We start from the raw sequence: 21,861 nt of genomic DNA, 5'->3' as shown, positions 1-21,861 counted from the left end.
CAGGCGTCAAGCGTTCAATGGAGAGAGCGGTAGCGGCTGCCGAAATGAAAACCGCCGCGGAGGGCATCCGCGGCGGTGGCAAACAGAGCGACGAGATTATTTCGCTTTGGCGTCGGCTTTGGCGTCGGCCGGTTTTTCGGCTTTAGCGTCGGCTTTCGGCGCCGCTTTCACATCCAGCAGCTCGACGTCGAAGACCAGCGTGGAGTTAGCCGGGATGCCCGGAACGCCGGTTTTACCGTAGGCCAGCGCCGGTGGGATCACCAGCTTGATTTTGCCGCCTTTCTTGATGTGCTTCAGGCCTTCGGTCCAGCCAGGGATCACACCGTCCAGACGGAATGACAGCGGCTCACCGCGGGTGTAGGAGTTATCGAACTCGGTACCGTCGGTCAGGGTGCCTTTGTAGTTCACTACCACGGTGTCGCTGTCTTTCGGCGCTTCACCCGCGCCCGGTTTCTCTACCTGATACAGCAGGCCGGATTCGGTTTTCTTCACGCCTTTTTCTTTAGCGAAGCTGTCGCGATACTTGGCGCCTTTGGTTTCGTTGTCCTTGGCATCCTGCTCCATCTTCGCCTGAGCGGAAGCCTTCACGCGCGCTTCAAAGCCCTGCAGGGTCTTTTCGATGTCGGCGTCGTTCAGCTTGCTCTTGTTAGCGAAAGCGTCCTGAACGCCGGCGATCAGCTGATCTTTGTCCAGCTTGATGCCCAGCTTCTCTTGCTCTTTCAGAGAGTTGTCCATGTAACGGCCAAGAGAGGCGCCCAGTGCGTAAGCCGCTTGCTCGTCGTCGTTTTTGAACTTGCCGGTGCTTGGCGCTGCTGCCGCGTCTGCCGCCGGTTTAGCGGCATCGGCTGCCATGACCTGGGTCGCATTCAGAGCAAAAGCCATGGTGGTTGCCAGAAGCGTGACTTTAAACAAAGATTTCATCCATTTCTCCAATGTCTGAAGCAATGCCCCAAACAATCATTAGGTAAGATAACCGGGCTACTATAGCTGCCTGAAACAAAACAAAACAGTCGCACAGGTAACCAATCGAGTCAAAGTGTGACTCCCGCTTTGCCAAGAAGTTTCCCGCTGCGTGCTACTCACATGATAAATCAGATTTTTCTTGCAGAATATTCGGCGAGGTTAGCAAAAAACGGCGAATCAGGCGTGCAGCTTTTCAGCACTTTACACTGCCGATCGCAACGTTGCGCGCCGCCCAAAGAAATAGCGCGGGCAAACCCGACGCCAGCTGTTACCATAGCGCCGAATCAGGATTTTATCGCGTCAGAGGTAGCCTCATGCACAACGCCGACATTCAAAGCCTGCTACAGCGGCTTGAAGAACTGGAAAGCCGTCAGGCTTTTCAAGAGCTCACTATCGAAGAGCTCAACCAGACCGTCACCCAGCATCAGATGGAAATGCTGAAGATGCGCGAGCACCTGCGCATGTTGACCGACAAACTGCGCTCGACCCAAACCTCGATGATCGCCTCGCAATCGGAAGAAACCCCTCCGCCGCACTATTGAGGGGCGCCGCGCATAAAAAAGGGCAGCCAATGGCTGCCCTCTCGTCTCGGGATTGCGTTCTGCTTAGTGGCAGCCGCAACCGCCGTTGCCGCAACCGCCTTTACCGTGGTCGTGACCATGGTCGTGATCGTGGCTGTGGCCGTGACCGCCGCAGCAGCCTTCACCGTGCTCGTGGTGATGATCGTGCTCGCCGTGTACGTGACCGTGCGCCAGTTCTTCTGCGGTCGCTTCGCGGATCGCGACAACTTCCACGTTGAAGTTCAGGTTTTGGCCGGCCAGCATGTGGTTGCCGTCAACCACAACGTGGTCGCCGTCAACTTCGGTGATTTCAACCGGTACCGGGCCCTGATCGGTGTCAGCCAGGAAACGCATGCCGACCTGCAGTTCGTCAACGCCCATGAAGACGTCTTTCGGTACGCGCTGCACCAGGTTTTCGTCGTAGTTGCCGTACGCGTCGTTCGCGCCGACGTGAACGTCAAAACGATCGCCAACGTCGTGGCCTTCGAGCGCTTTTTCCAGACCTGCGATCAGAGAACCATGCCCGTGCAGATAGTCCAGCGGTGCGCTCACCGGAGACTCATCAACCAAAACACCGTCTTCTGTACGTACTTGGTAAGCCAGGCTGACCACCAAGTCTTTTGCTACTTTCATGATATCTCCTACCGTTGGCTACTAGGACGCGCACCGTTATCGGGATGCGCGCCTTTTCCGGACAGATTGTAACGGAAATCTGCCTCGCTGTACCCTCCGGGATAAAAAAACGCTACTTCGGCTGAAAAATGCCGATCACCTGCTCTTGCGGTCGAACGTGTTTTTCCACCTGTTGTTCGGTCTGGCGCTGGTGATGGCCGCACTTGACGCACTCCACCACTTCCACCTGATCCTCCCGCCATACCGCCAGCGTATCCATGGCGCTACAGCTCGGGCACACCGCTCCGGCGATAAATCTCTTACGTGTTGCAGACATCGTTATGCTCCCGCTTATTCGTATTCATCCCAGCCGTCAAACTGGCGACTTTCTTTTTGCATTTCGCGATGGAAGAGCTCTTCCAGCTCGCGCCGCGCCTCTTTCACGCGAGAAATTTGCGCCACGTCGCCCTGATGCGGCGGCATCAGCTCACGCAGCATGCGCATATCCAGACGACGGAAATGCTGCTGGGCGCGAAAGGCCTGATGCGGGTGCATGCCCAATTCCATCAGCGCCTTGCGCCCCAGTTCCAGCGCGCTGGAGAAGGTTTCGCGGCTGAACTGTTTCACCCCCGCCTGCAGCAACTCATGCGCCTCCACGCGGCCGCGCGCCCGCGCCAGAATGCTCAGGTTCGGGAAGTGTTGCTGGCACAACCGCACGATCTCCATGGTGTCTTCCGGCTCATTGCAGGTGATCACGATCGACTTGGCCTTCTCGGCGCCCGCCGCGCGCAGCAGCTCCAGCTCGGTGGCATCGCCGTAATAAACCTTGTAGCCGTAGCGCCGCAGTACGCCAACGGCGCTGACGTCGCGCTCCAGAACGGTAATGCGCATTTTGTTGGCCATCAACAGGCGGCCGATCACCTGGCCGAAACGCCCGAAGCCGACGATGATCACCTGCGGATCGTCATCTTCCACGTACGGCGTCTCCTCGTCTTCGTCTTTGGCGTTATAGCGGCGCGCCAAAATGCGGTCTATGGCCTGCATCAGCAGCGGCGTGGTCATCATCGACAGCGTCACCACCACCAGCAGCAAAGAGAGTTGATCCGGCTGCAGCACCTTTTGGGCGCCCGCCGCCGAAAACAGCACGAAGGCGAACTCACCGCCCTGGCTGAGCACCCCGGCGAACTGCAGGCGCACCGAACTGCGCAGGCCGAACAGGCGCGACACGCCGTAGAGCACGCCGGATTTGACCGTCACCAGCACCAGCACGCCGATCAACACCTCGGCCAGATGGGTGTAGAGCACGCCGATATTCAACACCATGCCCACCGAAATAAAGAACAGCCCCAGCAGCAGCCCTTTAAACGGCTCGATGGAAATTTCCAGTTCGTGGCGGTATTCGCTCTCCGCCAGCAGCACCCCGGCAATGAAGGTGCCGAGCGCCATCGACAGGCCGAGCGCTTCCATAAACAGCGCCGAGCCGAGCACCAGCAACAGCGCCGCGGCGGTGAAGATCTCGCGCACGCCGGAAGCGGCGATATAGCGGAACAGCGGCCGCAGCAGGAAACGGCCGCCGATAAGCATGCCGCCGAACGCCGCCACCTTGAGCGCGATCTTCGCCCAGTCGTCGCTGGTGCCGCCGGCGCCGGCCAGAATCGGGATCAGCGCCAGCGCCGGGATCACCGCCATATCCTGGAACAGCAGCACCGAGAAGCCGAGCTGCCCCCCTTCGTTGCGGTTCATGCCCTTCTCGCGCATCAGCTGCAGCGCCATGGCGGTGGAAGACATCGCCAGGCCGACGCCGCCGATCACCGCCGCCTGCCAGGCGAAGTGCGTCAGGTACAGCAACGCACCCAGCACCGCCGCGGTGATCAACACCTGGCCGGCGCCGGCGCCGAAGATCGAACGCCGCAGCTCCCACAGCTTGCTGGGGTTCAGCTCCAGGCCGATGATGAACATCAGGAACACCACGCCCAGCTCGGAGAAGTGCAGGATCTCGTCGACGTCGCGAATAAAACCCAATCCCCAGGGGCCGATGGCGATGCCGGCGATCAGATAGCCCAGCACCGCGCCGATCCCCAGGCGACGGGCGATCGGCACCGTCACCACCGCGGCGAACAGGAACAGTAAAATGGCGGTCAGTAAGGTCGATCCTTCCATGCTCACCGCCCTCCACGTGGCAGCGGGTGGCTCAGCCACTCGCCGTAGGCGTCCGCATGGCTGCGCAGCACCTCCGGCTTTTGCCGCCGCGCCCAATACACCACGAACGGCGTCAGCCAATGCATATGGCACATCCCGGCGGTCAGCTCGAACGGCCGCAGAATATCTTCCATCGGGTAGTGGTTATAACCGCCGGTGCGGTAGGCGCCTTCCGGTTCGCCGGTGGTGATCACCGAACGCCAGTATTTGCCCGCCAGCGCATTGCCGCCCACGCCGCTGGCAAAGCCGCGCGACAGCACGCGATCCAGCCACTCCTTCAGCAGCGCCGGGCAGCTGTAGGTATACAGGGGGTGCTGAAACACGATGACCTGATGCTCACGCAGCAGCTGTTGTTCGTGATGGATATCGATAAAAAAATCAGGGTAGTGCGCGTAGAGATCGTGCACGGTGACATGTTCCAATTGCTGCGCCGGTCGAAGCAAAACCCGGTTCGCCACCGAGTCATGGGATTCCGGATGGGCATACAGCAGCAAGACCTTGGGCGGCTGCGACATCATTCCCCTCCAAAGCGTCGTCAGGGTAGCGGTTTTCCGTTACCATGCATCGCAAAGACAAAAACAGCGCGCGGTGCGCGTTCTGTTACCTTAATGATAATTTAACATACTCTGAACATACGGCGCTTTATGATTGTATTCTCCTCGCTACAAATCCGACGCGGCATCCGCGTCCTGCTGGACAACGCCACGGCGACGGTTAATCCAGGTCAGAAGGTCGGCCTGGTCGGCAAAAACGGCTGCGGCAAATCCACGCTGTTGTCGCTGCTGAAGGGCGAGATCGCGGCGGATGGCGGCAGCTTCACCTTCCCCGGCAACTGGGCGCTGGCCTGGGTCAACCAGGAGACGCCGGCGCTGGACGTGCCGGCGATCGAGTATGTTATCGACGGCGACCGCGAGTTTCGCCAGCTCGAAGCCGAACTGCAGGCCGCCAACGACCGCAACGACGGCCACGCCATCGCCACCCTGCACGGCAAGCTGGACGCCATCGACGCCTGGACCATTCGTTCCCGCGCCGCCAGCCTGCTGCACGGTCTCGGCTTCTCCAACGAACAACTGCAAAGCCCGGTGCGCGACTTTTCCGGCGGCTGGCGCATGCGTCTTAACCTGGCGCAGGCGTTGGTGTGCCGTTCCGATCTGCTGCTGCTCGACGAACCGACCAACCACCTGGATCTCGATGCGGTGATCTGGCTGGAGCGCTGGCTGAAAAGCTATCCCGGCACGCTGGTGCTTATCTCGCACGACCGCGACTTCCTCGATCCGATCGTCGACAAGATCCTGCATATCGAACAGCAGACGATGAACGAGTACACCGGCAACTACTCGTCGTTCGAACGCCAACGCGCCACCAAACTGGCGCAGCAGCAGTCGCTGTATCAGCACCAGCAAGAAAAAGTGGCGCACCTGCAAAGCTATATCGACCGTTTCCGCGCGCAGGCGACCAAGGCCAAGCAGGCGCAGAGCCGCATCAAGATGCTGGAGCGCATGGAGCTGATCGCCCCGGCGCACGTCGACAACCCGTTCACCTTCAGCTTCCGGCCGCCGGAAAGCCTGCCGAACCCGCTGCTGCGCATGGAAAAAGTCAGCGCCGGGTACGGCGACAAGGTGATCCTGAAGTCCATCAAACTGAACCTGGTGCCCGGCTCACGCATTGGCCTGCTCGGCCGCAACGGCGCCGGTAAATCGACGCTGATCAAACTGCTGGCCGGCACCCTGGAGCCGCTGAGCGGCGAGATCGGCCTGGCGAAAGGCATCAAGCTGGGTTACTTCGCCCAGCACCAGTTGGAGTTCCTGCGCGCCGACGAATCGCCGCTGCAGCACCTGAGCCGCATCGCGCCACGGGTACTGGAGCAACAGCTGCGCGATTATCTGGGCGGTTTCGGCTTCCAGGGCGACAAGGTCAGTGAAATCACCGAACGCTTCTCCGGCGGCGAGAAGGCGCGGCTGGTGCTGGCGCTGATCGTCTGGCAGCGCCCGAACCTGCTGCTGCTCGATGAACCGACCAACCACCTGGATCTCGACATGCGCCAGGCGCTGACCGAGGCGCTGATCGATTTCGAAGGCGCATTGGTGGTGGTCTCGCACGACCGTCACCTGCTGCGCTCCACCACCGACGATCTGTACCTGGTGCACGATGGCCAGGTCGAGCCTTTCGAAGGCGATCTCGACGATTATCAGCAGTGGCTGATCGATCTGCAGCGCCAGGAAAGCCAACAGGACGCGCCGGAAAAAGAGAGCGGCGCCAACAGCGCGCAGGCGCGCAAGGATCAAAAACGCCGCGAGGCGGAGTTCCGTACGCAAACCCAACCGCTGCGCAAGCAGATCGCCAAGCTGGAACAGCAGATGGAAAAACTGGGCGCCGAACTGGCGGCGGTGGAAGAGCAGTTGGCGGATTCCGCACTGTACGACATCAGCCGCAAGGCCGAACTGACCGACTGCCTGCAAAAGCAAAGCCAAGCCAAATCCGCGCTGGAAGAGACGGAAATGACCTGGCTGGATGCGCAGGAACAGCTGGAGCAGTTAACGCAGGCGTTCGACGCCTAACCGTTGTTACGCCTTGTAAAAGGGCTTGTCCCCCAGAATGGTCGCGCGGTGCATGATGCGCCGCTGCGGCAGATAATCCGCGTTGGCGTAGTGCTGCGTCACGCGGTTATCCCAGATCGCCACGTCATTCTCCTGCCAACGCCAGCGCACCTGAAACTCCGGTTTGGTGATGTGAGCAAACAGGAAATTCAGTAAAGCGTCGCTCTCCTTCGGCGCCAGATCGACGATCCGCGTGGTGAACCCTTCATTGACGAACAGCGCCTGCCGGCCGCTGACCGGATGGGTACGCACCACCGGATGCAGCAGCGGCGGGTTTTTCTGCACCGCCAGTTGCCAGCGCTGATGCTCTTCTTCACTGCCGCGATGCTTGTGCTCCGGGAACGACTTGGTGAAGTCATGTTCCGCGCGCAGCCCCGCGAGCAGCGTTCTGAACGGTGCCGACAGCGCCTCATAGGCGGCGATGCCGCTGGCCCACAGCGTATCGCCGCCGGTGGCAGGCAGCGTCTTGGCCGCCAGGATCGCCCCCAGCGGCGGGTTCTCGATAAAGGTCACGTCGGTGTGCCAGTTGTCGTTATCCGGCGGGTTGTCGTCGTGGGTATCGAGCACGATGATCTCTTCCACGTCGGTGGCGTGCGGATAGACCGGATGGATGTGCAGATCGCCGAAGCGGCCGGCCAGATCGCGCTGCTGCAGCGGCGTGATCGGCTGATTGCGGAAGAACAGCACCTGATGCTTGAGCAGCGCATGATAAAGCTGTTCAAACTGGCCGTCGCCCAGCGGCCGGGCCAACTCGACGTTTTCCACCAGCGCCCCGATGTAAGGCCCCAGCGGGGTGATATTCAGACGTTCGTTCATTGCTGTACTCCATGCCACGGGGTCAATCGGCGCTGCAGGGCGCGCAGCCCCAGCTCCAACCCAAATGCAATCACCGCAATCACGCCGATGCCGGCCAGCACCACGTCGGTCGCCAGAAACTCACCGGCGGATTGCACCATAAATCCCAGGCCGCGCGTGGCGGCGATCAGTTCGGCGGCCACCAGCGTCGACCAGCCGACGCCCAGCCCGATGCGAATGCCGGTCAGGATCTCCGGCAGCGCGCTCGGCAGCACCACGAAACGCAGCACCTGCCAACGCGTCGCGCCCAACGCGCGGGCGGCGCGCACCCGTACCTGCGCCACGCTGCGCACGCCGGCCACGGCGGAGAGCGTCACCGGCGCGAAAATCGCCAGATAAATCAGCAAGATCTTCGAGGTTTCGCCGATGCCGAACCAAATCACCATCAGCGGTAAATACGCCAACGGCGGCACCGGACGATAGATCTCAATCAGCGGATCGAGGATGCCGCGCACCGTGTCGTTCAGCCCCATGGCGATGCCCACCGGAATGCCGACGATCACCGCCGCCAGCAGCGCCACCAAAATGCGCCCCAGGCTGGCCGCCAGATGCTGCCACAGCGTGGCGTCCATAAAGCCTTGCGGGCTGGCGATGGTGATCAGCTGATGCAATACCTGCTGCGGCGCCGGCAGGAACAGCGGGCTGATCAGCTGCAGCGCCGTCACGCCCCACCAGACGATCAACACCGTCAACAGCGTGGCGCCGCTCAGCCAAACGTTGCGCGGCACGCTGAAACGGCGCGTCGCTTTGCCCTGCGGCTGCGCCGCGGCCTTTAACGTGGAATGCAGGCTCATAACAAGGCCTCGCGCTGTTGGAAAACTTTGCCCAGCACGTATTCGCGCTGCGCGATAAATTCAGGATCGGACTTAATTGAGCGGCAGGCTTCGCCGTCGGCATAGCGTTGGCCGAAGTTCAGCGACAGCCGCTCCACCACCTGCCCCGGCCCCGGCGACAGCAGCAACAGCTCGCTGGCGAGGAACACCGCCTCTTCAATATCGTGAGTGATCAGCAGCACCTGCTTGCCGGTATCGCGCCAGATGGTCAGCAGCAGCTCTTGCATCTGCTCGCGAGTGAACGCGTCCAGCGCGCCGAACGGTTCATCCAGCAACAGCAGACGCGGATCGGCGGCCAGGGCGCGGGCGATGCCGACGCGTTGGCGCATGCCGCCGGAAAGCTGCCAGATGAAATGCCGCTCGTAACCGGCCAGACCGACGCGCTGCAACATCTGCTCCGCCACCTGGCGGCGCTGCGCCTTGCCGACGCCGGCCAGCTGCAGGCCGAACTCGACGTTGTCCACCACGTTACGCCACGGCAGTAAACCCTCATGCTGGAACACCACGCCCCGTTCGGCGCTTGGGCCATGAACGGACGTTCCATCCAGCGTGATGCTGCCAGCTGAAGGCTCGATAAACCCGGCGATTAAATTCAGCAGCGTGGTTTTGCCGCAGCCCGACGGGCCGAGCACCACCACCAGTTGCCCGGCGGCGATCTGGAACGACACGTCACGCAGCGCGGGCCGCCCCTGATACTCTGCTGAAAGATGGCTGACGTTTAGCATCCTGCTTCCTTACGACTGCGGCGCAGCCTGCACCTGTTTCACAAAACGGTCGGTCACATAAGCGCTGTAATCGCTGTCGACCTGCGGGATCTTGCCCTGCTGCTTGAGGAATTCGGCGGTATCGCGGATCGCCTTGTCCACCGGCTGGCCGAGTTGGGCGACCTGATCCGCCACCGGCAGATAACGGTTCCCCTTCACCAGCTCCGGCACCTGCGCTTCCGGCACGCCGCTCAAGCGCGCCAAGGTGCTGAGATGGCTCGGATCTTTCAGCCACTGTTCCGGCGCTGCCAGGTAGGCCTTCTGCGCCTGCAGGGCGCTGGCGGCAAAGGCGGTCACCACGTCGGGATGTTTCTCGGCGAAGTCTTTGCGCACCACCCACACGTCCAGGGTTGGCGAACCCCATTCGCCCACCTGCGCGGAGTCGGTCAACACCTTGCCCTGTTTGGCCAGTTCGTTGACCACCGGCGCCCAGACGTAGGCGCCGTCGATGTCGCCGCGCTGCCAGGCGGCGGCGATGGCCGGCGGCTGCAGATTGAGGATCTTCACCTGTTCAGGCTTGATGCCCCAATGTTTGAGCGAGGCCAGCAGGCTGTAATGAGTCGTAGAAATAAACGGCACCGCGATGCGCTTGCCGATCAGATCCTGCGGGCTTTTGATGTCATTCTTCACCACCAGCGCTTCGGAACTGCCGAGCTGCGAGGCGATGAGGAACACTTCGATGGGGAGTTTTTGGCTGGCGGCCACCGCCAGCGGGCTGGAGCCGATATTGCCGATCTGCACGTCGCCGGAGGCCAGCGCGCGCAACACGCTGGAGCCGCTGTCGAACTTACGCCAGTCGACGGTCGCACCGGACTGTTTGGCGAAGCTGTTTTCCGCCTGCGCCACCTTGGCCGGCTCCGCCGACGTCTGGTACGCCACGGTGACGTCCACCGCATAGGCGCTGGCCGCGCTGAGCGACAGCGCCAGCAGCGCCGCGTTGCGTAAAGAAAAGAGTTTGCCCGCCATGTTCCGCTCCGTTGATAAAAATCTGTTCAGTTGCTGACAGTTTTATCTGAGCGATGACGGGCGATAAAAGAATAAAAAAGTCTTCTTTATTACCTTAGGTAATATTAAAGCGAATCACAGCACGATCGTCCCGCGCAAGAACACGTGAGCGTAGCCGCCGAGCAACGTGCGGTCCCCTTGCAGTTCGCAGAACAGCTCGCCGCCGCGCGCCGAAATCTGCCGGGCGTGCAGCCGATGGCGGCCGAGACGCGCCGTCCAGTAAGGCATCAACGTACAATGCGCGGAACCGGTCACCGGATCCTCGCCGCCGTCGAGCGTGAAATAGCGCGAAACGAAGTCCACGGTGTCACCCGGCGCGGTGACGATCACCGCGCGGCCGGCCAATGCGATCAGCGCCGGGATGTCCGGGCGCAGCGCGCGCACCTGCGCCTCATTTTCCACCACCGCCAGCAGCGCTTTCGCCTGCCACACTTCCTGCGGCTGCACGCCCAGCAGCGCCGCGAGGCCCGCCGGTTCGGCGACTTTCTGCGGCGGCCTGGCGGGGAAATCAAGCACCAGCCGCTCCCCGTCCCGCTCATCGCGCTTGACGAACAGCTCGCCGCCGGCCGATCTGAAGCGAATATCCTTCAGCGCCGGGTTAACCGCGCTGAACATCACATGCGCCGCCGCCAGCGTGCCGTGGCCGCAAAGATCGACCTCACGCTCCGGGGTAAACCAGCGAATGGCGGTCATGTCGCCGTCATCCCAGACAAAGCTGGTTTCCGGCAGGCCGATCTCGTTGGCGATCGCCTGCAGCCGCTCCGTCGGCAGCGGCTGCGTCAGCAGGCAGACCCCGGCCGGGTTGCCGCGCAGCCCCTCACCGGTAAAGGCGACCACGTGATAATAGTTTTCCGCCATCGTTCCGCTCCTTAATGCCAAATCAGTAATACACAGGCTGCAGTCAGCAGCCCCATGGAAACGTTGAAGATAATCCAGGCCTTTTTGCTGCGCAGCAGGCGGCCGATCACCGTGCCGAACGCCAGCCAGATAACGCCGGCGACGATGTTGACCGCCAAAATGCCCAGCGCGATCGCCGCAATGGAACCGTTGTACTTATCGCCCGCCAGACTGAAGCTCGCCACCGCGCCCAGCGCCATCAGCCAGGCTTTCGGGTTGAGGAACTGCAACAGCCAGCCCTGATACAGCCGCACCGGCTGCGGCGGCGCCACGTCGGTTTCCAGCTTTTCATAGGCGGCGGTGGCGACTTTCCACGCCAGCCACAGCAGGTACAAACTGCCGAGGATTTTCAGGATCAGGTGCAGCGACGGGTAAACCAGGATCAGGCTGCCGACGCCGAAGGCCACCAGCAGCAAAATGCTTTGCATGCCGAGCATGATGCCGATCATCAGCCACAGCGAACGCATAAAGCCGAAATGAGCGCCGGAGGTGGTCAGCAGCAGGTTATTGGGGCCAGGCGTGATGGCGGCGACCCACAGGAAGCCCAGCATCGAAAGGAATAAACTCGGTTCCATGGCACGGGTGCTCCTCACCCAAGGCGCTTTTTTGCAGTATCATTGTCAGTTATTGGTATTGAAGCTAACAGTGCGCCTGGGATCTCACAATAGTCGCCAACAACATTTTTACTCCGCCTATGCATGACGTCTTTCGCCCCCTGACCGGGGCCAGTAACCCGCACCTGCAAACGCTGTTGCCGCGGCTGGTGCGCCGCCGCGTGTTATTGAAACCGCATTGGCAACGGCTGGAATTGCCCGACGGCGATTTCGTCGATCTCGCCTGGAGCGAGGATCCGGCGCAGGCGCGCGACAAACCGCGCGCGGTGCTGTTCCACGGTCTGGAGGGCAGCTTCTACAGCCCCTACGCGCATGGCCTGCTCAACGCCTGGCGCGAACGTGGCTGGCTCGGGGTGGTGATGCACTTTCGCGGCTGCAGCGGCGTGCCCAACCGCAAACAGCGCATCTACCACTCCGGCGAAACCGAAGACGCGCGCTTCTTCCTGCGCTGGCTGCGCGACAGCTACGGCGAGGTGCCAACCGCGGCGGTAGGCGTTTCACTCGGCGGCAACATGCTGGCCTGTTATCTGGCGCAGCAAGGCGCCGACAGCCTGCTGCAGGCGGCGGTGGTGGTCTCGGCGCCGCTGATGCTGGAGCCCTGCGCCTACCGCATGGAGCAAGGCTTCTCCCGCGTCTATCAGCGCTACCTGTTGGGGCAGCTGAAACAAAACGCCACCCGCAAACTGTTGCACTACCCGGACACCCTGCCGCTCAAGCTGTCACAGCTGAACGGGTTGCGGCGCATCCGCGAATTCGACGACGCCATCACCTCGCGCATTCACGGCTTCAGCGACGCCACCGATTATTATCGCCGCTGCAGCGCCCTGCCGCTGTTGCCGGCGATCCAAACGCCGCTGCTGATCATCCATGCGAAGGACGATCCCTTCATGACCCATGAGGTGATCCCCGACGTCGCCGGCCTGCCGCGCAATATCGAATATCAGCTGACCGAGTTCGGCGGCCACGTCGGCTTTGTCGGCGGCACGCTGAAAAAACCGCACATGTGGCTGGAGCATCGCATTCCGGCCTGGCTTTCCCCTTATCTGGACATCCCGACGTGATCATTCCCTGGCAAGAACTGGCAACCGACACCCTGAACAGCCTGATCGAATCCTTTGTGCTGCGTGAAGGCACCGATTACGGCGAGCACGAACGATCGCTGGAGCAGAAGGTGGAGGACGTGCGCCGCCAGCTGAAAAACGGCGAGGTGGTGCTGGTGTGGTCGGAACTGCATGAGAGCGTCAACATCATGCCGCGCGGTCAGTTCCGCGCCGGGCAGGAAGAAATTTAGTGGCGCCCGGTTCTATGACTGACGGAAAAAATCAGGTAACAATGGGACATTGCAAACCAGCGCGCGCCATTTTTTCCTGACATAGAGAGCGTCAACAAGAGCCACAATAATCCCCTGACGCCGGCGCATTCAACACGGAGTGACAACCACCATGTCTGCCAAACATCCCGTTATCGCGGTGACCGGTTCCAGCGGCGCCGGCACCACCACCACCAGCGTGGCGTTCCGCAAAATCTTCCAACAGCTCAACATTCGCGCCGCCGAGCTGGAGGGCGACAGCTTCCACCGCTACACCCGGCCGGAAATGGACGCGGCGATCCGCAAGGCGCGCGATCTGGGCAGACACATCAGCTATTTCGGCCCCGAGGCCAACGACTTCGGTCTGCTGCAGCAGAGCTTTATCGAGTACGGCAAAAATGGCACCGGCCGTTCGCGCAAGTACCTGCACACCTACGACGAAGCGGTACCCTACAATCAGGTGCCGGGCACCTTCACCCCGTGGGAGCCGCTGCCGGCGCCGACCGACGTGCTGTTCTACGAGGGGCTGCACGGCGGTGTGGTCACCGAACACCATGACGTGGCTAGCCACGTCGATCTGCTGGTCGGCGTGGTGCCGATCGTCAACCTGGAGTGGATCCAGAAGCTGATCCGCGATACCGGCGAACGCGGCCACTCCCGCGAGGCGGTGATGGATTCGGTGGTGCGTTCGATGGAAGACTACATCAACTACATCACGCCGCAGTTCTCGCGCACCCACATCAACTTCCAGCGCGTACCGACGGTGGATACTTCCAACCCGTTCGCCGCCAAAGCCATTCCCTCACTGGATGAAAGTTTCGTGGTGATCCACTTCCGCGGGCTGGATCAGATTGACTTCCCCTATTTGCTGGCGATGCTGCAGGGCTCGTTTATCTCGCACATCAATACGTTAGTGGTGCCGGGCGGCAAGATGGGGCTGGCGATGGAGCTGATCATGGCGCCGCTGGTGCAGCGGTTGCTGGAAGGCAAGAAGATCGAATAAATGCGTTGAGCGCGGCGCCGGGCCGCGCTCCGTTTCGATTACGCCGGTTGGCGGATCTCGAAGCTGTGGGTCACCGTGGCAGCCTTGTTGAGCATCAGCGCCACCGAGCAGTACTTCTCCGCCGACAGGTTCACCGCACGCTCGACGATCTTGTCGGTCAGGTCCTGGCCGGTAACGATGAAGTGCAGGTTGATATGGGTGAACAACCGCGGGGCTTCTTCGCGGCGCTCGGAGGTCAGCTTCACCTCGCAGTCGCGCACGTCGTTGCGCCCTTTTTGCAGGATGGACACCACGTCGATCGCGCTGCAGCCGCCCACCGACATCAGCACCATCTCCATCGGGCTGGGCGCTTTATCACCGGCGTTGCCGTCCATCAGCACCTGGTGGCCGGAGGCCGATTCCCCCAAAAACGTTAACCCTTCCACCCATTTAACTCTTGCCTGCATTCTGGTCACTCCGGTTGATTTCTTAAAATCAGAGTACGCTTTCGCATAGAAACAGGCAACGTAACCTGATGCTAATCATGCTGAAGCGAGACAACACGAGACACCCGCCTTACTCTGTGCTACAAACAGAGCCGCAATAAATCTTTCCGGGACACTGAATTTCAGGGAAACGCCCAGAGAAAGGCTCCTTTACCGGTATGTTAACAGAATGTAGCTTGCAGCGCTTACGGCAAGTTAATATGCTAGAGCGACAGCGTATTTTTATGACACGCCTCAAAACTTGCCGGTAGCCCTCGCTCATGACTGCGGCTACAGGCGGGTTTTACAGGGAACTCTGACCCCTGTGACACAAGGCAGCGATAACAACAGAGGATAACAGCGAATGGTTCTCGGCAAACCGCAAACAGACCCTACTCTCGAATGGTTCCTGTCTCATTGCCATATCCACAAATATCCATCGAAGAGTACGCTGATTCACCAAGGTGAAAAGGCCGAAACGCTTTACTACATCGTGAAAGGCTCCGTCGCGGTGCTGATCAAGGATGAAGAAGGTAAAGAGATGATCCTGTCCTACCTCAACCAGGGGGATTTCATCGGCGAGCTCGGATTGTTCGAAGAAGGCCAGGAGCGCAGCGCCTGGGTTCGCGCGAAAACCGCCTGTGAAGTGGCCGAAATTTCCTACAAGAAATTCCGCCAGCTGATCCAGGTGAACCCGGACATCCTGATGCGTCTGTCCGCCCAAATGGCGAGCCGCCTGCAGGTCACCTCCGAAAAAGTGGGCAACCTCGCCTTCCTGGACGTTACCGGCCGCATCGCGCAAACCCTGCTGAATCTGGCGAAGCAACCCGACGCCATGACTCACCCGGACGGCATGCAGATCAAGATCACCCGTCAGGAGATCGGCCAGATCGTCGGCTGCTCGCGTGAAACCGTTGGCCGTATTCTGAAAATGCTGGAAGATCAAAACCTGATTTCCGCCCACGGCAAAACCATTGTCGTCTACGGCACCCGTTAATCCCTGAAAAAACGGCGCAGTCTGCGCCGTTTTTTTGTCTGCTCTCTGCCATGTGGCGCCGCCTGATTTACCACCCGGAAGTCAACTACGCACTGCGACAAACGCTGGTGTTGTGCCTGCCGGTGCTGTTTGGCCTGCTGATTGGCCAGCTGCAGCTCGGCCTGATGTTCTCTCTGGTGCCCGCCTGCTGCAATATCGCCGGTCTGGACACGCCGCATAGGCGCTTCTTTAAACGGCTGATCGTCGGCGGTGCGCTGTTTGCCCTCAGCAGCCTGCTGCTGCAACAAGCCCTGCTGTGGCACGTGCCGCTGCCGGCGCTGATGCTGGGCCTGGCGCTGCTGCTCGGCGTCACCGGCGAAATCAGCCCGCTGCACGCCCGGCTGTTGCCGGCGGCGCTGGTGGCCGCCATCTTCTCCCTCAGCATGGCCGGCACCGTGCCTCTCTGGCAGGCGCCGCTGCTGTACGCGATCGGCACCGCCTGGTACGGCTTATTCACCTGGTTCTGGTTCCGGCTGTGGAAAGAGCAGCCGATGCGCGAGACGCTGAGCCAGCTCTATCTGGAACTGGCGGACTACTTCGAAGCCAAATACTCGCTGCTGACTCAGCACACCGATCCGCAGACCGCTCTGCCGCCGCTGCTGGTGCGCCAGCAAAAGGTGATGGATCTGATCAGCCTGCTGTACCAACAGCTTAATTTCCTGCCGCACGCCAACAACCTCGATCAAAAGCGTCTGCAACGCGCCTTTCAGGTGGCGATGGATCTGCAGGAGCACATCACCGTCAGCCTGCACTTGCCGGAGGAAGTACAAAAACTGATGGAGCAGAGCCAGGCCGAAGCGATCATTCGCCGCAACGCTCAGGTGATCGCCGGGCGGCTGCGCGTGGTGGCGCACGATATTCTCTACCATCAACATTCGAAGCGCTTTTCCATGACGCACGAACTGGCGGCGCTGGAAAAAATGGCGGCGCAGCATCCCGACAACCCGGTCGGCCAGTTTTGTTACTACCATTTCAGCCGCATTGCCCGCCTGCTGCGCACCCAGCATCCGCTGTACCGCCGCGATTTGATGCCCAGCCAGCATCGCCTGCCGTTTTGGCCGGCGTTGGCCAGCTACCTGTCGTTCAAATCCACGGCGCTGCGCAACGCCGCGCGGCTGGGGGTGACGCTGGCGGTCGGCAGCAGCCTGGGGGCGGTATTCAATCTGCCGAAGCCGTACTGGATACTGCTCACCATCATGCTGGTGAGCCAAAACGGCTATAACGCCACCCGGGTGCGTATTCAGCACCGTGCGCTCGGCACGATCGCCGGTTTGTTGCTGGCGGCCGGGCTGTTGCAGCTGCAATTACCGGAAGCAGAAACACTGAGCATCATGCTGATGATCACGCTGTTGGCCTACCTGGTTTCGCGCAAGAACTACGGGCTGTCGGTGATTGGCTTTACGGTCACGGCGGTTTACACCCTGCAGCTGCTGGCGCTGAACGGCTCGCATTTTTTGGTGCCGCGTCTGATCGATACGCTGATCGGCTGCGTGCTGGCGTTCGGCGGCACCATTTGGCTGTGGCCGCAGTGGCAAAGCGGGCTGCTGCGCAAGAATGCCCATCAGGCGCTGGAAAACGATCAAGCCGCGCTGCGGCTGATGCTGAAGCAACCGGAGCCGGACGCCACCGCGTTGGCCTATGCCCGCATGCAGGTCAACCAGGCGCACAATGCGCTGTTCACTTCGCTCAATCAGGCGATGCAGGAACCGGGGTTCGCCTCGAACTATCTGGCGGACATGCGGCTGTGGGTCACTCACAGCCAGTTCATCGTCGAACACCTGAACGCCATGACCATCCTGGCGCGCGAGCACTACATGCTGACGCCGAAGCTGGCGGAAGCGTATCTGCAAACCTGTGAAATCGCGCTGCAAAGCTGCCAGCAGCGGTTGGAATACGACGGCCCGAGCAGTGACAACAGCGGCATCATGCAGCCGCCGGATCTGCATCTGGAGATGCCCGTCACCGAGATGGAACGTCATTTGCGGCGTATTCTGTCGCACCTGAGCGTCATGCACACCATTTCGTCGCTGGCCTGGCGCCAGCGCCCGCACCACGGCATCTGGCTCAAGCGTAAACTGCGCGATCAATAAGGGCGCGGCATGCCGCGCCCCGTTATTCGCCGCAGGTGCTTCAGGCGTTGATCACATCCTGCACCGCCAGCTCGAACAGCGCCATGCCGGCCTCGATGTCCTGCAGCTCCACCACCAGCGACGGCGCAAAGCGGATCACGTTCGGCCCGGCGTTGAGGATCATCAGCCCACGCGCGGCGGCGGCGGTGAGGAAATCGCGCGCTCTGCCGTGATAATGCGGCGTCAGCTCGGCGCCGATCAGCAACCCCATGCCGCGAATGGCGGTGAAAATACCGTATTTATCGCCGATATTCTGCAAAGACTGTACATACAGCGCATGGCGCTGCTCGATGCCGCTCAGCACCTCCGGCGTATTGATCACATCCAGCGCCGCCTCCGCCACCGCGCAGGCCAGCGGGTTGCCGCCATAGGTGGTGCCGTGAGTGCCCACCTGCATCACCGACGCAATCTCTTCGGTAGTCAGCATGGCGCTCACCGGGAAACCGCCGCCCAGCGCCTTGGCGGTGGTGAGAATGTCCGGCGTCACGCCATAATGCATATAGGCGAACAGCTTGCCGCTGCGCCCCATGCCGCTTTGCACTTCATCGAACACCAGCAGCGCCTGATGTTGGTCGCACAGTTTGCGCACGCCTTTAAGGAAGTCGGCGTCGACCGGCGTAATGCCGCCCTCGCCCTGAATCGGCTCCATCACCACCGCGCAGGTGTGGTCGTCCATCACCGCTTTCACCGCCGCCAGATCGTTGAACGGCACGTGCACGATGTCGGCCGGCTTCGGCCCGAACCCGTCGGAATATTTGGCCTGCCCGCCCACCGACACGGTGAACAGCGTGCGGCCGTGAAACGCGTTATAGAAGGCGATGATTTTGGTTTTATAGGGGCTGTGGCGGGTGATAGCGTAATGACGCGCCAGTTTGAACGCCGCCTCGTTGGCCTCTGCGCCGGAGTTGGCGAAGAACACCCGATCGGCGAAGGTGGCGTCGATCAATTTGCTCGCCAGGCGCAGCGCCGGTTCATTGGTGAAGACGTTGCTGGTATGCCACAAGGTTTCGCCCTGGCGTTTGAGCGCCTCGACCAGCGCCGGATGGCAGTGCCCCAGCGCCGTCACCGCGATGCCGCCGGAAAAATCGATGTACTCTTTTCCCTGCTGATCCCAGACCCGGCTGCCTTGGCCGCGCACCGGCACAAACTGGGCGGGTGCATAAACAGGCAGGATCACCTGGTCAAAGGTGCTGCGGCTCACTGCGGATTTGTCAGTCATTTTCGGCTCCACCCTGAAGGTTTTTCAGCGCTATCGCGATGTTATAATGAAAATATAATCACGAAATATGCATAAAAAAACACTAAAGCGCAAATGCAAAACGCCTGACGGGCGAAAAAAATGCGAAGGGATTAACGCCTGAGAAAATTGTCCAACAGCTGATGGCCCTGCTCGCTGAGCACGCTTTCCGGGTGGAACTGCACCCCTTCCAGCGCCAGCGTGCGGTGGCGGATACCCATGATCTCGTCGCGCACGCCGTCGCGTTCGCTCCAGGCGGTCACTTCAAAGCAATCCGGCAGCGTATCGGCTTTCAGCACCAACGAATGGTAACGCGTCACGGTCAGCGGATCGCTCAGGCCGCGGAACACGCCGACGCCCAGATGGCGAATCGCCGAGGTTTTGCCGTGCATCACCGCGCGGGCGCGCACCACCTCGGCGCCGAACGCCTGCCCCAGCGCCTGGTGCCCCAGGCACACGCCGAGGATCGGCAGCTTGCCGGCGAAATGACGAATGGCGGCCAGCGAGATGCCCGCTTCGTTCGGGGTACAAGGGCCGGGGGAAATCACCAGATGCTGCGGCGCCAGCCGCTCGATATCGGCCAGCTGCAGCTCATCATTGCGCTTCACCACCACCTCGGCGCCCAACTCGCAGAAGTACTGGTAAAGGTTATAGGTAAAGGAGTCGTAGTTATCGATCAGCAGCAGCATGTTAGGTCCGGCAGAGAAAAACGCCGCCATAGTTTACTGATTTAACCCGCCGCTGCCGACGATAATTTCCGCTTACTTTTTACGGCCGCCGGTGATCGAGCCCAGTACGCCGCGCAGGATCTGCCGGCCGAGATCGCGCGCCATGCTCTTGGCAGCGGTCTGGACGATGCCGTCGCGTTTGCCGCCGCGCGGGCCGGTGGAACCGAACAGCAGCTCGTTCAATCCGTCCATCAGGCCGCCGCCCGTCTGTTGCTGCGCTTGCGCCTGCGGTTGCTGCCCCTGCTGCGCAGTGCCGACGGTGGCGAAGCCGCCCGACGACAGCTTCTCGTAGGCGGACTCGCGGTCAATCATGTCTTCATAGCGGCCATACAGCGGCGACTTGTTGATCGCGCTGTTCAGCCCTTCCGCGCCGAGCATGCCCATCTTGGATTCCGGCGCGATGACCATCGCCCGCTCCACCACGTTCGGCCGGCCCTTTTCGTCGAGGAATGACACCAGCGCTTCGCCCACGCCCAGCTCGGTGATCGCCGTTTCAGCATCGAAGGCCGGATTGGCACGCAGGGTTTGCGCCGCCGTTTTCACCGCCTTCTGATCGCGCGGCGTAAAGGCGCGCAGCGCATGCTGTACGCGGTTGCCCAACTGGCCCAGCACGCTGTCCGGGATATCCAGCGGGTTCTGGGTGACGAAGTAAATGCCGACGCCTTTGGAGCGGATCAGGCGCACCACCTGTTCGATCTTGGTCAACAGCGCCGCTGGCGCGTCGTTGAACAGCAGGTGCGCTTCATCGAAGAAGAACACCAGCTTCGGCTGTTCAGGGTCGCCCACTTCCGGCAGATGTTCAAACAGCTCGGCCAGCAGCCACAGCAGGAACACTGAATACAGCTTCGGCTGATTGATCAGCTTGTCCGCCGCCAGCAGGTTGATCACGCCATGACCGTTGGCGTCGGTTTTCATCAGATCGTTGATGTCCAGCATCGGCTCGCCGAAGAACTGGTTGGCGCCCTGCTCTTCCAGCGTCAGCAACCCGCGCTGGATGGCGCCGATCGACGCGGCAGAGATGTTGCCGTACTGAGTCTGGAATTGTTTGGCGTTATCGCCGACGAACTGCACCATGGCGCGCAGGTCTTTCATGTCCAACAGCAGCAGCGCGTTGTCATCGGCGATTTTGAACACCAGCTGCAGCACGCCGCTTTGCACCTCGTTCAGATCCAACAGGCGCCCCAGCAGCAGCGGCCCGAGATCGGAAATGGTGGCGCGGATCGGATGCCCCTTTTCGCCGTAAATATCCCACGGGATAATGGTGCAGGCCTGCGGCTGCCAGTCGGTGACGCCGATCGCCGCCAGGCGCGCCTGCAGCTTCTCGGAAGGCACGCCCTCGGCGCCGATGCCGGACAGATCGCCCTTCACGTCCGACAGGAACACCGGCACGCCGATGCGCGAGAACTGCTCGGCCATTTTTTGCAGCGTCACCGTCTTGCCGGTGCCGGTTGCCCCGGTAATCAACCCGTGGCGGTTGGCCAACGCCGGCAAAATCACCAGATCCTGTTCCGGTTTTCCGTCTTTCATCGCCTTGGCGATAATCCGTGGTTCACTCATTTTCTGTTCCTTTGACGCTGACGCGGCGCGAAACGCGCCTGTTGATGCAATAAAGCTATAAGCGCCGCGTAACCCCGTCAAGGACAAACAAAAAGGGCGCCGTCGGAGCCTGATGAATTCAGATTGCGCTTAACGCCAGAGCCTCCGAGCGTCCTTGCTTGAACAATAAAGCAGCGGTGTTATAGTGAATATTACGCTGTATATACGAGGTAAATACCATGCCTGAATCTACCGTGGTAATCCGCGTGGATGAAGAGTTAAAAACCGCTTTTGCCTGCGCAGCAAAGGCCGCCGACCGCACGGCTTCACAACTGCTGCGCGATTTCATGCGCGAGTTTGTCAGCCGCCAGGCTCAGCAGGAAGAATACGACCAGTGGCTGAGGGAAAAAGTCGAGGTGAGCCGCAAGGCGTTGCGTGAAGGCAAGTTCGCCGACGATGAAGAGGTCGCCGCTTATTTCGCCGAACGCAGAGCTAAATCAACGCGATAAACCACAAAAGG

The 21,861-nt window shown here is 61.0% G+C and carries 23 protein-coding genes; 8 read left to right on the top strand and 15 right to left on the bottom strand.

What is annotated here, in order from left to right; all coding sequences use genetic code 11:
* Window positions 1–96: 96 nt before the first annotated feature.
* Window positions 97–921: an FKBP-type peptidyl-prolyl cis-trans isomerase gene (gene fkpA, locus ACJ8J1_RS23645; protein ID WP_033645249.1), complete on the bottom strand. Its 825-nt coding sequence runs from the start codon at window positions 919–921 to the stop codon at window positions 97–99.
* 356 nt (window positions 922–1,277) lie between these two features.
* On the opposite strand from fkpA, the gene ACJ8J1_RS23640 reads away from it, so the two are divergent.
* Window positions 1,278–1,505 carry a SlyX family protein gene (locus ACJ8J1_RS23640; RefSeq protein WP_033645250.1) on the top strand — a complete coding sequence of 76 codons (228 nt, stop codon included), beginning with the start codon at window positions 1,278–1,280 and terminating at the stop codon, window positions 1,503–1,505.
* A gap of 63 nt (window positions 1,506–1,568) precedes the next feature.
* On the opposite strand, the gene slyD is transcribed toward ACJ8J1_RS23640, so the two are convergent.
* The 4 genes from slyD to kefG all read right to left on the bottom strand — a co-directional run bounded on the left by slyD (window position 1,569) and on the right by kefG (window position 4,849).
* The gene (gene slyD, locus ACJ8J1_RS23635) at window positions 1,569–2,156 is read right to left on the bottom strand and encodes a peptidylprolyl isomerase (RefSeq protein WP_004930407.1); all 588 of its coding nucleotides are present in this window, start codon (window positions 2,154–2,156) and stop codon (window positions 1,569–1,571) included.
* 112 nt (window positions 2,157–2,268) lie between these two features.
* Complete coding sequence (locus tag ACJ8J1_RS23630; protein WP_015379274.1) at window positions 2,269–2,472, bottom strand: YheV family putative zinc ribbon protein; 204 nt, start codon at window positions 2,470–2,472, stop codon at window positions 2,269–2,271.
* A gap of 14 nt (window positions 2,473–2,486) precedes the next feature.
* A complete protein-coding gene (gene kefB, locus ACJ8J1_RS23625) occupies window positions 2,487–4,295 on the bottom strand; it encodes a glutathione-regulated potassium-efflux system protein KefB (RefSeq protein WP_033645251.1) in 1,809 nt (602 codons plus the stop codon).
* A gap of 2 nt (window positions 4,296–4,297) precedes the next feature.
* Complete coding sequence (kefG, locus tag ACJ8J1_RS23620; RefSeq protein ID WP_033645385.1) at window positions 4,298–4,849, bottom strand: glutathione-regulated potassium-efflux system ancillary protein KefG; 552 nt, start codon at window positions 4,847–4,849, stop codon at window positions 4,298–4,300.
* 129 nt (window positions 4,850–4,978) lie between these two features.
* On the opposite strand from kefG, the gene ACJ8J1_RS23615 reads away from it, so the two are divergent.
* Window positions 4,979–6,892: an ABC transporter ATP-binding protein gene (locus ACJ8J1_RS23615; protein ID WP_033645252.1), complete on the top strand. Its 1,914-nt coding sequence runs from the start codon at window positions 4,979–4,981 to the stop codon at window positions 6,890–6,892.
* A gap of 6 nt (window positions 6,893–6,898) precedes the next feature.
* Here ACJ8J1_RS23615 and tauD read toward each other — a convergent pair whose 3' ends face one another.
* The 6 genes from tauD to ACJ8J1_RS23585 all read right to left on the bottom strand — a co-directional run bounded on the left by tauD (window position 6,899) and on the right by ACJ8J1_RS23585 (window position 11,860).
* Window positions 6,899–7,747, bottom strand: coding sequence for a taurine dioxygenase (gene tauD, locus ACJ8J1_RS23610; RefSeq protein ID WP_033645253.1), 849 nt, complete (start codon window positions 7,745–7,747; stop codon window positions 6,899–6,901).
* Window positions 7,744–8,580 (bottom strand): taurine ABC transporter permease TauC, encoded by an 837-nt coding sequence (gene tauC / locus ACJ8J1_RS23605; protein ID WP_033645254.1) that lies wholly within the window; start codon window positions 8,578–8,580, stop codon window positions 7,744–7,746. Before tauC ends, tauD begins: the two co-directional genes overlap by 4 nt.
* Window positions 8,577–9,344, bottom strand: coding sequence for a taurine ABC transporter ATP-binding subunit (gene tauB, locus ACJ8J1_RS23600; RefSeq protein ID WP_033645255.1), 768 nt, complete (start codon window positions 9,342–9,344; stop codon window positions 8,577–8,579). Before tauB ends, tauC begins: the two co-directional genes overlap by 4 nt.
* Before the next feature lie 9 nt (window positions 9,345–9,353).
* Window positions 9,354–10,349, bottom strand: a complete 996-nt coding sequence (gene tauA, locus ACJ8J1_RS23595; protein ID WP_004930383.1) for a taurine ABC transporter substrate-binding protein — start codon at window positions 10,347–10,349, stop codon at window positions 9,354–9,356.
* 114 nt (window positions 10,350–10,463) lie between these two features.
* On the bottom strand, window positions 10,464–11,246 hold the full coding sequence (locus tag ACJ8J1_RS23590; RefSeq protein WP_033645256.1) for a PhzF family phenazine biosynthesis protein: 783 nt from the start codon (window positions 11,244–11,246) through the stop codon (window positions 10,464–10,466).
* An 11-nt stretch (window positions 11,247–11,257) separates the two neighbouring features.
* Window positions 11,258–11,860, bottom strand: a complete 603-nt coding sequence (locus tag ACJ8J1_RS23585) for a LysE family translocator (RefSeq protein ID WP_033645257.1) — start codon at window positions 11,858–11,860, stop codon at window positions 11,258–11,260.
* A gap of 119 nt (window positions 11,861–11,979) precedes the next feature.
* Between ACJ8J1_RS23585 and ACJ8J1_RS23580 the strand changes: the two genes are divergently transcribed.
* From ACJ8J1_RS23580 to ACJ8J1_RS23570, 3 genes are all read left to right on the top strand, one after another.
* Window positions 11,980–12,960 (top strand): hydrolase, encoded by a 981-nt coding sequence (locus ACJ8J1_RS23580; protein WP_033645258.1) that lies wholly within the window; start codon window positions 11,980–11,982, stop codon window positions 12,958–12,960.
* The gene (locus ACJ8J1_RS23575) at window positions 12,957–13,190 is read left to right on the top strand and encodes a YheU family protein (protein WP_004930376.1); all 234 of its coding nucleotides are present in this window, start codon (window positions 12,957–12,959) and stop codon (window positions 13,188–13,190) included. Before ACJ8J1_RS23580 ends, ACJ8J1_RS23575 begins: the two co-directional genes overlap by 4 nt.
* Before the next feature lie 151 nt (window positions 13,191–13,341).
* Window positions 13,342–14,211, top strand: a complete 870-nt coding sequence (locus ACJ8J1_RS23570) for a phosphoribulokinase (RefSeq protein ID WP_025304516.1) — start codon at window positions 13,342–13,344, stop codon at window positions 14,209–14,211.
* A gap of 38 nt (window positions 14,212–14,249) precedes the next feature.
* Here the strand turns inward: ACJ8J1_RS23570 and ACJ8J1_RS23565 are convergent, their stop codons facing one another.
* Window positions 14,250–14,657 carry an OsmC family protein gene (locus tag ACJ8J1_RS23565; protein WP_004930372.1) on the bottom strand — a complete coding sequence of 136 codons (408 nt, stop codon included), beginning with the start codon at window positions 14,655–14,657 and terminating at the stop codon, window positions 14,250–14,252.
* Between the two features lie 382 nt (window positions 14,658–15,039).
* Here ACJ8J1_RS23565 and crp point away from each other — a divergent pair, with 382 nt between their 5' ends.
* Together crp and ACJ8J1_RS23555 are read left to right on the top strand one after the other, a co-directional pair.
* The gene (crp, locus tag ACJ8J1_RS23560) at window positions 15,040–15,672 is read left to right on the top strand and encodes a cAMP-activated global transcriptional regulator CRP (protein WP_004090925.1); all 633 of its coding nucleotides are present in this window, start codon (window positions 15,040–15,042) and stop codon (window positions 15,670–15,672) included.
* 50 nt (window positions 15,673–15,722) lie between these two features.
* Window positions 15,723–17,801: a YccS/YhfK family putative transporter gene (locus tag ACJ8J1_RS23555; RefSeq protein ID WP_033645259.1), complete on the top strand. Its 2,079-nt coding sequence runs from the start codon at window positions 15,723–15,725 to the stop codon at window positions 17,799–17,801.
* A gap of 40 nt (window positions 17,802–17,841) precedes the next feature.
* Here the strand turns inward: ACJ8J1_RS23555 and argD are convergent, their stop codons facing one another.
* The 3 genes from argD to ACJ8J1_RS23540 all read right to left on the bottom strand — a co-directional run bounded on the left by argD (window position 17,842) and on the right by ACJ8J1_RS23540 (window position 21,362).
* Entirely contained in the window at window positions 17,842–19,059 is a 1,218-nt protein-coding gene (gene argD / locus ACJ8J1_RS23550) for a bifunctional acetylornithine/succinyldiaminopimelate transaminase (protein WP_033645260.1), read from the bottom strand.
* Window positions 19,060–19,190: 131 nt separating this feature from the next.
* Window positions 19,191–19,766, bottom strand: coding sequence for an aminodeoxychorismate synthase component II (locus tag ACJ8J1_RS23545; protein ID WP_033645386.1), 576 nt, complete (start codon window positions 19,764–19,766; stop codon window positions 19,191–19,193).
* Between the two features lie 72 nt (window positions 19,767–19,838).
* Window positions 19,839–21,362, bottom strand: coding sequence for a helicase HerA-like domain-containing protein (locus ACJ8J1_RS23540; protein WP_033645261.1), 1,524 nt, complete (start codon window positions 21,360–21,362; stop codon window positions 19,839–19,841).
* Between the two features lie 218 nt (window positions 21,363–21,580).
* On the opposite strand from ACJ8J1_RS23540, the gene ACJ8J1_RS23535 reads away from it, so the two are divergent.
* Entirely contained in the window at window positions 21,581–21,850 is a 270-nt protein-coding gene (locus ACJ8J1_RS23535; protein WP_033645262.1) for a hypothetical protein, read from the top strand.
* Window positions 21,851–21,861: the final 11 nt, after the last annotated feature.

The organism is Serratia sp. CY37869, from assembly GCF_052168895.1.
In the GTDB taxonomy this organism is placed as follows: Bacteria; Pseudomonadota; Gammaproteobacteria; order Enterobacterales; family Enterobacteriaceae; genus Serratia; species Serratia ureilytica.
Note: the sequence above shows the minus strand (reverse complement) of the source record. Positions and strands in the feature narration are given on the sequence as shown.